Here is a 16304-nt window from a genome sequence, read left to right on the forward strand (position 1 = left end):
CAGTCTTCAATCTTTTCATCTTAACACCCGCAGTCTGATATGAAAAAAATAATCTTTCCTTTTCTATTTATCCTATTATCGGCACTCTCTGCTGTAGCACAAATAGTGGTCGTTACCCCCGAGTTTCCAACAGAAAATTCAGCGGTAACGATTATATTCGATGCAGCGCAGGGAACAGCCGGACTGAAAGGATTTAGCGGCGAGGTATATGCACACACAGGTGTTGTTACCAACAAAAGTGCCACTGATGCTAATTGGATGTATGCGCCTGCGTGGGGCACCAATGCAGAAAAATATAAACTGCAATCGCTTGGAAACGACAAGTGGCAACTTAATATCACTCCCGATATCCGTACGTACTATGGTGTCCCCGAGGGCGAGACTATAGAGAAAATGGCATTTGTGTTTCGCAGTGCCGATACCTTCAAAGAGGGAAAGGATACAGGTGGTAAAGATATTTTTGTGGTGGTGTATCAAGAAGGGCTTACGCTACGCATCGACTTGCCTGCCGAAGGAACTGCTATCTCAATTGGCGAGGTAGCTAATCTTAAAGCAACCGCTTCGCAAGCGGCTACGCTCAAACTATTTGTAGATGAGCAGCAGGTAGCCACCACCACGAACGCAACCGAGATAACAAGCACATATACATTTGCACAAGCCGGAACTTACACCATAACAGCCGAAGCAACAGCCGATGGCAAAACAGTAACTGCTACCCGCCAGGTAAATGTATTGGGTACTACGGTAGAGGCACCAATGCCTGCCGGTGTGCGTCCGGGAATTAACTACCAAAGCGACACAGAAGTAACCCTTGTATTGCAAGCTCCCGGGAAGAAAAGTGTGTATGCCGTAGGCGATTTTAATGATTGGCAAGCACTGTCCGACTATCAATTAAAGAAAGATGGCGATTGCTTCTGGATAACACTTACAGCACTTACCCCCGGTGAGGAATATGCTTTTCAATATCTGGTAGATGGAAATATCTATATTGCCGATCCTTACACCGAGAAGATACTCGACCCACAAAATGATGCTGCTATTCCCACTTCGGTTTATCCCAATCTGAAAGCATATCCCACTGGCAAGGCTATTGGCATTGTCTCCGTTCTGCAAACCGCACAACAGCCTTACAACTGGCAGGTTACCGACTTTGCTGCTGTGCATAAAGATCAATTGGTTATCTACGAGATGTTAATTCGCGACTTTACCACTGCGCATTCCTACAAAGCGGCTATCGATAAATTGGATTATCTGCAAGGCATGGGCATAAACGCTATTGAACTAATGCCCGTCAACGAGTTTGAAGCAAATAGTAGTTGGGGCTATAATCCCTCTTTCTACTTTGCCCCCGATAAATATTACGGAACAAAGAACGACTTGAAAGCGTTTATCGACGCATGTCATGCGCGTGGCATGGCGGTTATCCTCGATTTGGTGCTTAACCATAGCTATGGGCAATCTCCTTTCTACTTATTATATAAGGATGCAGCGGGCAATCCGTCGGCAGATAATCCGTGGTATAATGTGCAGTCCAATATTGCCAATACAGGTTTGAGCTGGGGATACGATTTTAACCATGAAAGCGAATATACCCAAGCACTGGTAGATAGTGTGGCTTCTTTCTGGATGGGGCAGTACAATGTAGATGGATTTCGCTATGACTTTACCAAGGGATTCTCCAATACTCCTTATACCAATCCATCCGACTGGGCAAGCAGTTACGACCCTGCTCGTATTGCTATACTTAAACGTATGGCAAGCGAAGTTTGGAAGCGCAATCCTGCTGCGTATGTTATCTTTGAGCACCTCACTGCGGCGCAAGAAGAGAAAGAACTGGGAGAAGAGGGAATCATGTTATGGCGAAATATGAACAGTGCGTATTGTCAAACAGCGATGGGATTTCAAGCCGATAGTGATTTCTCGGGTGTGTATGCAGGAACAAGTATGCCTGCCGGAAGTTTAATTGCCTATATGGAAAGTCACGATGAAGAACGCACCGCTTTCAAAGCGAAAACTTACGGAGACGGCAACCTGCAAACCTATCTCAGCCAACGCGTAAACCTTGCTAAGACAAACGCTGCCTTTTTCTTTACCGTGCCCGGACCTAAAATGATTTGGCAGTTTGGCGAATTAGCATACGATTATTCCATCGATTACAACGGACGAACCGGCGAGAAACCCGTTATGTGGAGCTATTACGATAACTCGTATCGCAAAGATTTGTACGACACTTATAGTAAACTCATTACTTTGCGCGCAGAGCATCCCGAACTATTTGCCTCCGATGCTAACTTTAGTTGGAAGGTAGGAACGACTAACTGGAATGCAGGACGTTTTATCACTTCTACTGCTAGCAACAAAGGGATGGTGGTAGTAGGTAATTTTACTTCTACTGCGGGTTCGTATACAGTAACATTCCCCAATACAGGCGTGTGGTACAACTACATGACCGGTACATCCATAACCGTTGAAACGCTGAATCAAACGATTTCTGTACCGGCAAGGTCGTTTTTGCTCTACCTCAACTTCGATCCGGCAACGGGGATTGAAGGAGATATCCCCCAAGCAGAAGGTGCACTCCTATATTATAATAGGAGCACGGAACGGTTGGAAATAGCAGGCGACGAAACCGCTACGATAGAGATATATTCCATAAATGGTGTACTGCTACAGCATGTGGAGAATGTAAGTTCAGTAGGACTATTTGCACTTCCATCGGGTCACTATTTAGCACGCGGTCATTTTCCTGATGGCCGTGTGCAGGTATGTAAGTTTGTGCTATAAAAAGTAAGAGATTACTACTTTCTGTTGCTTTTACTTATTATTTATCTCATTATATTGCTGTTATTTGAAAATTTATCTAATTTTGCGGCAATTAAATATTAAATCATAAGCAAAAGGATATGGATACAAGCAAAATCGTAGGAGAAAAGATTAAAGGACTCCGCGAGAACAAAGGTATCAGTGTAGCCGAGCTGGCAGAGCGTTCGAGCTTAACTGTAGAACAAATAGAGCGAATTGAAAATAACATAGATCTCCCATCACTGGCACCGCTGATTAAGATAGCGCGTGTATTGGGTGTTCGTTTAGGTACTTTCCTCGACGATAACGACGAAACAGGGCCTGCTATCTGTCGTAAGCATGGTGCGCAAGATGCTATCAGTTTCTCAAACAACGCTACACAGTCGCGCAAGCACATGGTGTATCACTCTTTGGCAAAATCTAAAGCCGACCGCCACATGGAGCCATTCATCATTGATGTGGAAACAACCGAAAACACCGAGTATATCCTCTCTTCTCACGAAGGCGAAGAGTTTATTCTTGTATTGGAAGGTACTATGGAGATAAGCTACGGCAAAAACACCTATCTGCTCGAAGAAGGCGATAGCATCTACTATGACTCTATCGTGCCTCATCATGTACATGCCTATCAGGGAGAAGCTGCTAAGATTTTAGCCGTAGTTTACACACCGGTGTAAGCAAATAAACAAAATAAAACCACCAACAAAAGATTTAAACGCACATGCAATTATCTGATAGAACATTAGGTCAGTGGCTGGAACACTGGGCTGATGTTACCCCGCATAAGGAAGCCATCGTGTATTCCGATCGTAACTTACGCTTTACTTGGGAACAATTCAATCGCCGTGTAGACGATATGGCAAAAGGACTTATCTCTATTGGTGTAGAAAGAGGTACGCACGTAGGAATATGGGCTGCTAATGTACCCGACTGGCTCACACTTCTTTATGCCTGTGCCAAAATAGGTGCAGTTTACATCACTGTTAATACCAATTACAAACAATCCGAACTGGAGTATTTGTGCCAAAACTCGGATATGCACACGCTCTGCATTGTAAATGGGGAGAAAGATAGTGACTTTGTGCAGATGACTTACAATATGCTACCCGAACTTCGCGAATGCGAACGTGGACATCTTAAAAGCGAACGCTTTCCTTACCTGAAAAATGTAATCTATGTAGGACAAGAAAAGCATCGTGGCATGTTCAATACATCAGAGCTATTGGTGCTTGGACACAACATAGAAGACGCGCAACTACTTGAACTGAAATCGAAGGTTACCTGCCACGACATTGTGAATATGCAATATACTTCTGGTACCACCGGATTTCCTAAAGGTGTTATGTTATCGCACCACAACATAGCCAACAATGGTTACCTCACCGGCGAACACATGGAGGTAACAGGCGACGATAAACTTTGCTGCTGCGTGCCACTCTTTCACTGCTTCGGCATTGTGCTGGCTACTATGTGTACACTTACACATGGCGCTACACAGGTTATGGTAGAGCGTTTTGACCCCTTGGTAGTGTTAGCGTCTATTCATAAGGAACGTTGTACCATGCTCTATGGTGTACCTACCATGTTTATAGCCGAGCTAAACCACCCGATGTTCGATATGTTCGATATGTCGAGCCTTCGCACCGGTATCATGGCTGGTTCGCTTTGCCCCATCGAACTGATGAAGCAGGTACAAGAAAAGATGTTTATGCGCATCACCAGTGTATATGGGCTTACCGAAACCTCTCCCGGTATGACACAAACCCGTATTGACGATTCTTTCGAAACGCGTTGCAACACTGTTGGAAGCGACTACGAGTTTACCGACGTAAAAGTGCTCGACCCCGAAACAGGCGAAGAATGTCCCGTTGGTGTACAAGGCGAAATGTGTTGTAAAGGCTACAATGTAATGAGTGGTTACTATAAAAATCCGCAAGCCACTGCCGAAGTAATAGATGCAAATGGTTATCTGCATTCGGGCGACCTTGGTGTGAAAGACGAAAACGGTAATTACCGCATTACGGGTCGTATCAAAGATATGATTATTCGCGGAGGCGAAAACATCTATCCACGCGAGATAGAAGAATTCCTTTATAAGCTCGAAGGTGTGAAAGATGTACAGGTAGCCGGCATCCCTTCGCCCAAATATGGCGAAGCAGTAGGTGCGTTCATTATTCTGAAAGAGGATGCCAAGCTACAGGAGTCGGATGTACAAGACTTCTGTCGCAACCAGATAGCCCGCTACAAAATACCCAGATACGTCTTCTTTATCGATGAATTCCCTATGACGGGAAGCGGCAAGATACAGAAATTCAAACTCAAAGAGCTGGGTGTGAAACTGTGCAAGGAAAAAGGCATTGAGATTGTATAATGCCTTTGTTCTTTCTTAAATAAAATATTACATCTTAAAAGAACCCGGCAAACCGCCACTTACAAATGCAGCATTTGTCGTAATCGAAATGCTGCATTTCGATTAAGTGGTTTGCTGCATTTCGAAGTCATCAAATGCTGCATTTATAAAACCCGCCTCACAGGGTGCTGTGAGGCGGGTTTTATGTAAACAATTCGCACTTTCCGCAAACTTAGTCAGTGGCCTTCGTTAAGATAATGTTTTACATTTACTGTTTCTTCCTATCGTCATTATTGCTTGTTTCTAAATTTGTCGTACTTTTGGTGGGTGAGTACAATTAGAATAAAAATAGCTACTATGTCCCGAAAGATAGGTTCCATTGCTACCCTGGCTTTGCTTTTATTGTGCGCTTGCACACCCTCATCTATCGAAAAACAATTAGAGAGGGCCGAATCTCTTATGTCGCAATACCCGATAGCGCCCTGCAGATGCTTCAGACCATTGCCGCGCCACAGGAACTAACCGGTAAACAGCAAGCTGATTATTGCTTGTTACTTTCGCAGGCAATGGATAGAAACGACTTGCCGCTGAATGATTCCCTGATAACTATCGCACTTACTTATTACAAAGATCAGTCTGGTTTGGGGCAGACACACTTAAATTACTCGTATTTTTGGTTGGGAAACAAAACCATAGCGAAATTAATTCTGCCATAGTCTGACCGACCACGAGCCATAAGCTGACGAACCATCTGCCTATGGCTGACGGGTCATGAGCCATAGGCTGGCAATCAATGAGACTATGGCTGACAACACACACTTTTAAGCAATCTCTTTTTCTGACTGGTTTTTGCTTCACTTCTGACTGGTTTTCGACCTGTTTCCCAGTGTTTTCTTACCACAAAAACAGTCAAAAAATTGGTTGTGAAGACCCTGTGAAGGATAAAAAAGGGTGCCTTCACACGTAACTTTCTCACCACCATTTACTTACAGCGATATGTGAAGGTGAAGACCTATTTCGTAAAACGGCATTTGGAGGGTATATTAGGCCATTGAACCGATAAAATAAGCACTAAATTAATTTCGCCAACCGATAAAAGATTTATCTTTGTGATATACGTGTTCTTAATACAACCTATTATGACAAAAAAGCGCAAAAAGAAGAAATAGATTTGCTTTATAAAGTACGTTATCCAAAGGATAAAAGTCTCATAGTGGAGTAACGGACTGAGGTAGGACAGGGTGCTTTATGAACAATCCCTACCCGCCATTGTTCTATTTTGCAGGGCTTTTACTCCAAAAGTAATAAAAGATTATATATCTTTGCCCCGTAACATTAAAAAACAACAATTATGAAAAAATGTATCAGCGTTTTAGTTATAGCATTGACTGTTGGTATGGCTATACCTGCACAAGCGCAAATTAAGTTGGGTGTAAAAGGAGGTTTGAACCTTGCCGAAGCGTCATTTAGTAAAGATGACCTTAAGACAAATAACTTTACAGGCTTCTTTATAGGTCCTATGGTTGATATTACAATCCCAATCGTTGGTTTAGGAGTAGATGGATCTCTGCTATATTCGCAAAAAGGAGTGAAGTTTGGTAGTAAAGATGGCGCTGTAGATGAAACAGTAAAGCAAAACGGTATTGAAGTGCCAATTAACTTAAAATATACGTTCGGACTGGGTAGCCTTGCCGGTATATATATTGCTGCAGGGCCAAGCTTCTTCTTCAACCTGTCGGGAGATGATAAAATAAGCTCGTTCAGCGAAGTTAAGATGAAGAATGCTCAGCTTGCCATTAATCTGGGAGCAGGTTTGAAGTTACTTAACCACCTGCAGTTGGGTGTAAACTATAACATGCCCTTGAATGACTCGGCTAAGTTTTCTGATGCATTGCATGGTGACTCCTACAAAACTAAAACCTGGCAAGTATCTGTTGCTTATATTTTCTAAGTAACCGTTCAATATAAATGGAAGCCTTCCTTCGGGGAGGCTTTTTTTGTATCTTTGCGCGTAGCATGAAGAAATATGTGGATGTGATATTGCCCTTGCCGCTTCCCGGATGCTTTACGTATGCGCTACCCGATGAAGTGACCAATCTCCCCCTGCCGGGTGTGCGTGTGGTTGTTCCTTTTGGAAAGAAGAAATACTACACGGGCATTGTGCGGAATGTTCACTCCAACGCCCCCGAAGGATACGAGATAAAAGAGGTGTTCTCCATACTCGACGAACAGCCGATACTGCTGCCCCAACAATTTAAGCTCTGGGAGTGGTTATCCGATTACTACCTTTGTACACAAGGAGATGTTTGTAAGGCGGCATTACCTTCGGGACTTAAGCTGGAAAGCGAAACTGTGGTGGTTTATAATCCCGATTTTGAAGCGGACGAAGTACTTCCGGAGAAAGAACAAAAGATTCTCGACCTGTTGAGCCGTGAAGAAGAACTTACTATTACCAAACTGGAAAAGCAAAGCGGCTATAAGCATATACTTCCTTTAGTAAAGAGTTTACTCAATAAAGAAGCGTTGTTTGTAAAAGAGGAACTTCGTAAATCATATAAACCCAAAACAGAAACAAAAGTACGGTTGGCAGAAAAGGCAACATCGCCTATGTTTCTGAAGATATTTATTGATGCCCTAAAGCGTGCGCCTAAACAGCAGGAATTATTACTGAAATACCTTGAGCTTTCTAATTATGCTGAAGCAACCTATCCGAAGGAGGTATTAAAAAAAGAGTTGCTGAAAAGCGCGTCGGCTACTCAGGCAGCACTCAATGTGTTGGTAGAGAAAAACGTTCTCGAAGTATATCAAAGCGAAGTTGGTCGTCTTGAAAAACACTTGGAAAACCACGTGACATCATTAAATCCGCTCAACAGGAATCAACAGTGTGCACATGATGAAATTGTTTGTTCTTTTGAAAAGAAAAACGTCTGCCTGCTGCATGGTGTTACATCGAGTGGAAAAACAGAGATATACATTCATCTCATCGAAGAGGCTATCCGCCAAAAGAAACAAGTACTTTATTTGCTGCCCGAAATAGCACTAACCACACAGATTACCGAACGATTGAAGCGGGTGTTTAGTGCGAAATTGGGTATTTATCATTCTAAGTTCCCCGATGCCGAGCGTGTAGAAATCTGGCAAAAGCAGCTAAGTGATGATTCTTATGCGGTAATATTAGGAGTACGTTCGTCCATCTTCCTCCCGTTCAAAAATCTGGGTTTGGTTATTGTAGACGAAGAGCACGAAAATACCTATAAGCAGCAAGACCCTGCTCCGCGCTATCATGCGCGCAATGCTGCTATTGTGCTTGCCTCTTTTTATGGAGCAAAAACCTTGCTGGGTACTGCCACGCCATCCGTAGAGTCCTACTATAATGCTATACACGGAAAGTACGGGTTGGTAGAATTGAAAGAAAGATATCAAGACATCAAGCTACCGGAAGTTGTTCCTGTGGATATTAAGGAACTTCGGCGTAAGAGAAGGATAGTTGGTGCTTTTTCTCCATACTTGTTGAAACAAATGCGTGAAGCGTTGGAGAGGCAAGAGCAGATTATCCTGTTTCAGAATAGGCGTGGGTTTGCGCCGATGATGGAGTGCAAAACTTGTGGTTGGGTACCCAAGTGTCAACATTGCGATGTAAGTTTGACGTACCACAAAGAACTCAACCAAATGACTTGTCACTACTGTGGGGCAGCCTATCAGCTACCTAAGGCTTGTCCGGCGTGCGAAGGGACAGAGTTAAGAAGCAAAGGCTATGGCACGGAAAAGATAGAAGATGAAGTAAAAGAGTTGTTTCCCGGGGTGACTGTTGCCCGTATGGATTTAGATACTACTCGCTCGCGTGTGGCATACGAAAAGATTATCGCCGATTTTGAATCGGGTAAGACAAAGATACTAATTGGCACACAGATGATTTCTAAAGGTCTCGACTTTGACAATGTGAGTGTAGTGGGTATTCTTGACTCGGATACAATGCTGAATTATCCTGATTTTCGTTCGCATGAGCGGGCATATCAACTGATGGCACAAGTTTCGGGACGAGCGGGACGGAAGAATAAACAAGGACTTGTAGTGTTGCAAACAAGAAGCATGGAACACGCCATTATTCATCAGGTAATGACCAATGACTATGAACAGATGGCAGAACACGAACTTGCCGAAAGACAGCTATTCAAATATCCACCTTTCTACCGCCTGATTTATGTTTACCTGAAAAGTAGAAACGCCGAGTTAGTAAATCAAATGGCTTACGAAATGGCAGCAAGACTACAAGCCATCTTCAACAACCGTATATTAGGACCCGACAAGCCACCCGTTGCCCGTGTGCAAACCCTGCATATCCGCAAGATAATGGTAAAGATAGAAAGCGAAGCTTCTGTTGCCAACGCGAAAGAACTGCTCAGACGTGTACAACAAGAGATGCTTTGTCAGGAACAGTATAAATCAATGATTGTCTATTACGATGTAGACCCTATGTAGTATGAAGAAAAAGATATTATTTGTTTGTTTAGGAAATATTTGCCGTTCGCCAATGGCAGAAGGAGTAATGCTCCGTTTAATTAAGGAATCCGGACTGGAACAGGATTTTGTCATAGACTCTGCCGGTATTCTTGATTATCATGAAGGTGAGTTACCCGATTCGCGCATGCGACAACATGCTTCACGTCGCGGATATACCTTAACCTCGCGTTCGCGACCGGTGCGTACAGAAGATTTCTATCATTTTGATCTTATCATTGGCATGGACGACCGCAATATCACTGACCTAAAGCAGCGTGCGCCATCTCCTGAGGAGTGGAAAAAGATTCATCGGATGACAGAATATTGCACTACATACAGTGATGCTGATCATGTACCCGACCCTTATTATGGTGGTTCTTCGGGCTTTGAGTATGTGATTGACCTACTCGAAGATGCGTGTGAAGGATTACTTCGTCGTTTGATTTAACTCCGGATAGCTGATACGGGTGTGATACGTGGTCATTAGTTTATTCTTAAAGACTTCTTTCACTTTCTCAATGTCCTGAAACGTGATAGGACATGTCCTGAAGTAGCCTTCGTTAACCTGACCGTCGATAATCTTTTCGACCAACTGCTCTATAGACTCTTCCGTGTATTCGGGTAAACTTCGTGAAGCGGCTTCCACAGCATCCGCCATCATCAGAATAGCCGTCTCCTTGGAAAATGGATTAGGACCGGGATAGGTAAACATTGCTTCATCCGGTTCTTCGCCAGAGTGTTCGTTCTTCCACGAGATATAAAAGTATTTCGTTTTACCCTTGCCATGATGTGTTGAGATAAAATTCTTTATGGCACGGGGAAGGTTATTCTTCTCTGCCAGTTTAAGCCCATCTTTCACGTGGTTAATAACAATCTGGGCACTTTGCTCGTACGACAACTTACTGTGTGGATTGAGACCTCCTTGTTGGTTTTCAGTAAAAAACGCCGGATTTTCCAGTTTCCCTATATCATGATACAGTGCTCCTGTACGTACCAACTGGCTCTTCGCACCAATTTGTATGGCAGCCTCAGCAGCCAGATTAGCCACCTGCATAGAGTGTTGAAAAGTTCCGGGAGCTGTTTCGGACAGACGTCTTAGTAATGGTGTATTAATATTGGAGAGTTCCACAAGTGTTACATTGGAGGTAAACCCAAATACTTTCTCGAACAAATACAAAAAGGGATAAGCAAAAAGCAAGAATATACCATTTACTATAAAGTAAATATACATCCTTCGGTTAAGATCGGCAAGGTCGTTCTCCACAACCAACTCGTAAGAGAAATAAATAACACAATAGGTTAGTACTATCAGGAAAGCTGTGTTGAAAAGTTGTGAACGTTGCGACAGTTCACGCAAGCTATAGATAGCAACCAACCCCGCAGGAAGTTGCAATAACAGGAATTCATAAGGAGATCCTAAGGTAATAGAGCAAATAAGTATGGTAATAACGTGTGAAATGAATGCGGTGCGCGAATCTAAGAAGACCCGGACAATGATAGGAAGTATTGCATAGGGCACAATGTAGACATTAAAAAAATTGCGCGACATCATAAATGAAGTAACCAAACAGAGGAAAATAATTAATATGAACATCAACATTAAGCTCCTTGGCTTTTGGTAGTAATCCTTCCTGAACATCTGAATAAAGAGCATCAAACAAATTACCATAGAAGCAACAAAGCCAATGTGCCCAAATAGAACAAAGTGTTTTTGTGTCCCTATAGCACTTCGTTTGGATGATTCTTTGCGTAGTGACTCGAGTATTTGGTATTGTTCCTTGCTAACAATCTCTCCACGGTCAATGATTTTTTGACCGCTTTGCACCATGCCTTTTGCCCAAGAGAAATTGTGAAATAGTTCATCTTTAACAGCTTCACTACGCTCTTTATCGAAGACTAGGTTGGCATAGATATACTCATTAATAGCAGCTTGTCGCAAAATGTCCTGATCATATTTAGGATTTGCGCTTAAGATATATTCGTAGGCTTCCTTTATGGTAAACAAGCCGTCTGTATACCGGTTGGTGGTTTCTTTCTTCTCGATAACACGGATGGAAAGTGTGCTATCCCGATGTAGCATAGCTACATCTTCGTTGGTAATAACCCCCGCCTGATAAATTTCTTTCAACATCTTCTCAATATATCGCACATAGTCGGTAGAGGGGAGAATATGTCTTAGTGAGCTATTGTAGTTATCTTTGAGGTTGTTTAGTACTTCTTTTTCAATCTCTTTGTTAAACTCAAAATAAGGTTGGAAGTGTCTAAGTAAACTATCTTGCTCTTTCTGTGCGGTATGTTCATCCTTATAAATAGGAAAGTCGAAGGTAGCAATCAGCTGCCCATACTTCCACGGTTTGTTTAATTCAAATTGATAATTGAACTTGCTGTTGCGTGGTAAGAAGTACACAATAACCGACACTGTAACAACAAATATAACTACCTTTGTAAGTATATCTTTGTTGAATGTATTTTTTATCTGCTTCATGATGCTTCAGTAATTTTGTCGAAAAGTACTAAAAAAAATAATAGTATTGGAAGAAAAGCCGTAATTTTGCCCATATTCATTTATATATTAAGTAATTATGTCAGAAAGAAGAGTAAGAGTTCGTTTTGCCCCAAGTCCTACCGGGCCACTACATATAGGTGGAGTACGTACTGCTTTGTATAATTTCCTTTTTGCCCGTCAGCATGGAGGAGATTTTATTTTACGTATAGAAGATACCGATTCTCAACGTTTTGTTCCGGGTGCCGAGGAGTACATACAGGAAGCCTTTAGGTGGTTAAACCTGAATTTTGATGAAGGTGTAGGTGTTGGAGGAAAATATGGTCCTTACCGTCAAAGCGAACGTCGGGATATTTACAAAAAATATGTGCAACAGTTAATAGATAACGATAAGGCATATCTAGCTTTTGATACCCCACAGGAGCTTGAAGCCAAGCGCAACGAAATAGCTAACTTCCAGTATGACGCTTCTACAAGAGGACAAATGCGTAACTCCTTAACCCTTCCCAAAGAGGAAGTGGAACGCTTAATTAGTGAAGGAGAGCAATATGTGGTTCGTATAAAGATAACGCCTAACGAAGATGTACATGTATACGACCTGATACGTGGGGATGTTACCTACAATTCTTCGGTACTTGATGATAAGGTTTTGTACAAGTCGGCCGATGAGCTACCTACTTACCACTTGGCAAACATTGTCGACGATCATTTAATGGAGATAAGTCATGTGATACGTGGTGAAGAATGGCTACCCTCTGCTCCGCTACATGTGTTGCTGTATCGTGCTTTTGGCTGGGAAGAAAGTATGCCTGCTTTTGCGCATCTTCCGTTGCTATTGAAACCCGAAGGAAATGGTAAGCTAAGCAAACGTGATGGTGATAAGTTGGGTTTCCCTGTATTTCCACTACAATGGATAGATAAGGATGGCAATATTTCCAGTGGATATCGTGAATCGGGCTACCTGCCGGATGCGGTGAACAATTTCCTTGCTCTGTTGGGGTGGAATCCGGGTAATGATCAGGAATTCATGTCGATGGATGAAATGATTCGTCTTTTTGATTTGAGCCGTTGTAGCAAATCGGGAGCTAAGTTTGACTATAAAAAAGGAATCTGGTTCAACCACCAGTATATTCAAGCAAAACCTAATGAAGAAATCGCGGAGATGTTCCTATCTACCTTAAAGGAACATGGTATTGAAGCACCTTTCGAAAAAGTAGTTACCATAGTGGGGCTGGTAAAGGAAAGAACCAACTTCGTGAAAGAATTGTGGGATGCGAGTAGCTTCTTCTTCATGGCACCTGATGCATACGATGAAAAAACGGTAAAGAAACGCTGGAAGGAAGACTCGGCAGCTTGCATGAGCGAACTAGCCGATGTGTTGGCTAACATAGATGATTTTTCTGCAGCAACGCAAGAGGCCATTGTTATGGACTGGATTGCTGCAAAAGAATACCATACCGGCAATATAATGAATGCTTTCCGTCTGGCATTAGTGGGCGAAGGGAAAGGACCTCATATGTTTGATATTTCTGCGATTTTGGGCAAGAAAGAAACATTGGCCCGCTTACGCAAGGCAGTAGAAATGCTGAAATAATTTTTGTACTTATATAAACAGTGATGGCGTTTCAAATTGAAACGCCATTACTGTTTATACTATTTCTTTTTTGCTGTAGCCCGCCCGCGTTTTGCTTTGGGTTTACCAGCTTTATCAGCTTGCGACTGAATAATCTCCATACAAGCTTCGAGTGTAAGCTCGGCAGGAATAGTTTTAGCCGGTATTTTGTAGTTTGTTCCTTTATATGCAATGTAAGGGCCATAACGACCGTTTAACACTTGAAGCTCTGGGTCTTCATCAAACGATTTAATCGTTTTCTGCGATGCTGCTTCGCGCTTAACTTTAACTAACTCAATAGCCTCTTCGAGTGTAATAGTCATTGGATCCGAACCTTTAGGAAGCGATGTGTATTTTGAATCACACAACACATAAGGTCCAAAACGGCCTACACCAATTACAACGCTCTTTCCCTCAAATTCGCCCAACGTGCGTGGGAGCTTAAACAGTTCAAGTGCCTCTTCGAGTGTTACCGTTTCAATAGAAAGTCCCTTTACCAATTGTGCAAAACGAGGCTTGTCTTCATCATCGGCAGATCCAATCTGAGCAATAGGTCCAAAACGGCCAATCTTTACCGATACTTGTTTACCTGTAATAGGATCTACACCCAGTACACGTTCGCCTACCTTATGCTCGTTTTTCATGGAAAGTGTGTTCTCTACCGAAGGATGAAACTCTTTGTAGAAGTTCGTCATCAGATTTGTCCAATCCTTTTCTCCCTCGGCTACTTCGTCAAATTCTTTTTCTACGTTTGCTGTGAAATTATAATCAAGAACACTGGGGAAATACTCAGTTAAGAAATCGCTTACCACAATGCCGGTATCCGTAGGGAAAAGTTTGGCTTTTTCTGTACCAACAACTTCGGTTTGGCTTTTATCTGTAATTTGATTATTCTTTAATGTCAGCACGTTATATGAACGTTTCTCTCCTTCTTTTTCTCCTTTCTCTACATATTCGCGTTGTTGAATAGTAGAAATAGTGGGGGCGTATGTTGACGGGCGACCAATGCCAAGCTCTTCCAGTTTGCGAACCAGACTAGCTTCGGTATATCGGGCAGGACGTTGTGTGAAGCGTTCGGTAGCTACAATCTCTTGTTGACTCAGTTGTTGAGCCTTCTTCATTGGAGGCAATAAACGGCTTTCGTCTTCTTGTTCTACATCATCATCATACGATTCTCTATACACGCGCAAGAAACCATCGAATTTAATAACTTCACCGGTAGCAACAAACTTCTCTGTTGAGTTAGTTATCTTAATGGTAGCTGTTGTCTTTTCCAATTCGGCATCTGCCATTTGCGAAGCAATGGTGCGTTTCCAGATTAAGTCATATAGTCGGCCTTCCTGGCTGGTAGAGCTGATGCTGCTTTTATCCATAGCGGTAGGGCGAATGGCTTCGTGTGCCTCTTGTGCTCCTTTGGTTTTGGTAGCATAGTGACGAATTTTCACATAGTTCTCGCCCATCATATTAGTTATGGCATCTTTACTACCAAAAACAGCAAAATCAGATAAGTTTACCGAGTCGGTACGCATATATGTAATCTTTCCTGATTCGTATAGCTTCTGTGCAACCATCATTGTTTGTGCAACCGTGAAACCCAACTTACGTGCAGCTTCTTGTTGCAACGTAGATGTTGTGAATGGTGCCGCCGGGCTTTTTTTCAACGGGCGGGTTGCAATATCTTCTATTTCGAAAGCTGCATTTTTGCAGCCTTCTAAGAAAGCGGCTGTTTCTTTTTTTGATTTGAATCGGCGTCCAAGTTCTGCTTTCATTTCCACCAATACACCATTGGCATCGGGAACCATAAACACTGCGGTAACCCGATAAGCAGCTTCACTCTTGAAGTTGATAATCTCTCTTTCACGTTCTACAATTAAACGAACAGCAACCGATTGAACACGTCCGGCAGAGAGTGCAGGTTTTACTTTCTTCCATAGTACGGGAGAAAGCTCAAAACCCACAATGCGGTCGAGTACACGACGTGCTTGCTGAGCATTTACCAGATTTAAATCAATGTTTCGGGGAGTTTCAATCGATTTTAATATTGCCGATTTGGTAATTTCATGAAACACAATACGCTTTGTTTTCTCAGGAGTAAGTCCCAATACTTCGTACAAATGCCAAGCGATAGCTTCTCCTTCGCGGTCTTCATCGGAAGCTAGCCAAACCATATCCGCTTTCTTTGCTTCAGCTTTCAATTCTGTTACCAGTTTCTTCTTTTCTGAAGGTATTTCATACACGGGTTTAAAATGATCGTTTACATCAATACTAAAGTCTTTTTTCTTTAGGTCGCGAATGTGCCCAAAACTCGAAAGAACTTTGAAGTCCTTCCCCAAAAACTTTTCAATTGTCTTTGCTTTCGCAGGAGACTCAACTATTACAAGATTTTTCTGCATACTACTCTCGATGTTCTATCTTTCCGGGTTCTGCCTATACCTTATTATATATAGGCTTTGGAAGTTTGGCGCAAAAGTAGAAAAAAACCTTTTGCGCACCTTATTCTCTAACGAGTTTCTCTTCTTTTTTTAATAAAATTGCAG

10 protein-coding genes are annotated in these 16304 nt (G+C 42.5%); 8 read left to right on the plus strand and 2 right to left on the minus strand.

From position 1 onward, the window contains the following. Nucleotides 1–39: 39 nt before the first annotated feature. The 7 genes from D0T50_RS10210 to D0T50_RS10240 all read left to right on the plus strand — a co-directional run bounded on the left by D0T50_RS10210 (nucleotide 40) and on the right by D0T50_RS10240 (nucleotide 10100). Nucleotides 40–2784: an alpha-amylase family glycosyl hydrolase gene (locus D0T50_RS10210; protein WP_163223432.1), complete on the plus strand. Its 2745-nt coding sequence runs from the start codon at nucleotides 40–42 to the stop codon at nucleotides 2782–2784. A gap of 119 nt (nucleotides 2785–2903) precedes the next feature. After that, nucleotides 2904–3479 carry a helix-turn-helix domain-containing protein gene (locus D0T50_RS10215; RefSeq protein WP_163223433.1) on the plus strand — a complete coding sequence of 192 codons (576 nt, stop codon included), beginning with the start codon at nucleotides 2904–2906 and terminating at the stop codon, nucleotides 3477–3479. 44 nt (nucleotides 3480–3523) lie between these two features. Then, nucleotides 3524–5173, plus strand: coding sequence for an AMP-binding protein (locus D0T50_RS10220; RefSeq protein WP_163223434.1), 1650 nt, complete (start codon nucleotides 3524–3526; stop codon nucleotides 5171–5173). 467 nt (nucleotides 5174–5640) lie between these two features. Further along, nucleotides 5641–5868 carry a hypothetical protein gene (locus D0T50_RS10225; protein WP_163223435.1) on the plus strand — a complete coding sequence of 76 codons (228 nt, stop codon included), beginning with the start codon at nucleotides 5641–5643 and terminating at the stop codon, nucleotides 5866–5868. Nucleotides 5869–6503: 635 nt separating this feature from the next. Then, the gene (locus D0T50_RS10230) at nucleotides 6504–7103 is read left to right on the plus strand and encodes a porin family protein (protein WP_163223436.1); all 600 of its coding nucleotides are present in this window, start codon (nucleotides 6504–6506) and stop codon (nucleotides 7101–7103) included. A gap of 65 nt (nucleotides 7104–7168) precedes the next feature. Then, nucleotides 7169–9631, plus strand: coding sequence for a primosomal protein N' (gene priA, locus D0T50_RS10235; protein ID WP_163223475.1), 2463 nt, complete (start codon nucleotides 7169–7171; stop codon nucleotides 9629–9631). Nucleotide 9632: 1 nt separating this feature from the next. Then, nucleotides 9633–10100 carry a low molecular weight protein-tyrosine-phosphatase gene (locus tag D0T50_RS10240; RefSeq protein ID WP_163223437.1) on the plus strand — a complete coding sequence of 156 codons (468 nt, stop codon included), beginning with the start codon at nucleotides 9633–9635 and terminating at the stop codon, nucleotides 10098–10100. Here D0T50_RS10240 and D0T50_RS10245 read toward each other — a convergent pair. After that, nucleotides 10080–12137 carry an HD family phosphohydrolase gene (locus tag D0T50_RS10245; protein WP_163223438.1) on the minus strand — a complete coding sequence of 686 codons (2058 nt, stop codon included), beginning with the start codon at nucleotides 12135–12137 and terminating at the stop codon, nucleotides 10080–10082. The two genes, D0T50_RS10240 and D0T50_RS10245, sit on opposite strands and share 21 nt — an antisense overlap. A 97-nt stretch (nucleotides 12138–12234) precedes the next feature. On the opposite strand from D0T50_RS10245, the gene gltX reads away from it, so the two are divergent. Continuing rightward, the gene (gltX, locus tag D0T50_RS10250) at nucleotides 12235–13749 is read left to right on the plus strand and encodes a glutamate--tRNA ligase (protein ID WP_163223439.1); all 1515 of its coding nucleotides are present in this window, start codon (nucleotides 12235–12237) and stop codon (nucleotides 13747–13749) included. Between the two features lie 59 nt (nucleotides 13750–13808). Here gltX and topA read toward each other — a convergent pair whose 3' ends face one another. Continuing rightward, a complete protein-coding gene (topA, locus tag D0T50_RS10255; RefSeq protein ID WP_163223440.1) occupies nucleotides 13809–16160 on the minus strand; it encodes a type I DNA topoisomerase in 2352 nt (783 codons plus the stop codon). Nucleotides 16161–16304: the final 144 nt, after the last annotated feature.

The sequence above is a fragment of the Bacteroides sp. 214 genome (assembly GCF_010501015.1).
Lineage (GTDB): Bacteria > Bacteroidota > Bacteroidia > Bacteroidales > Bacteroidaceae > Bacteroides.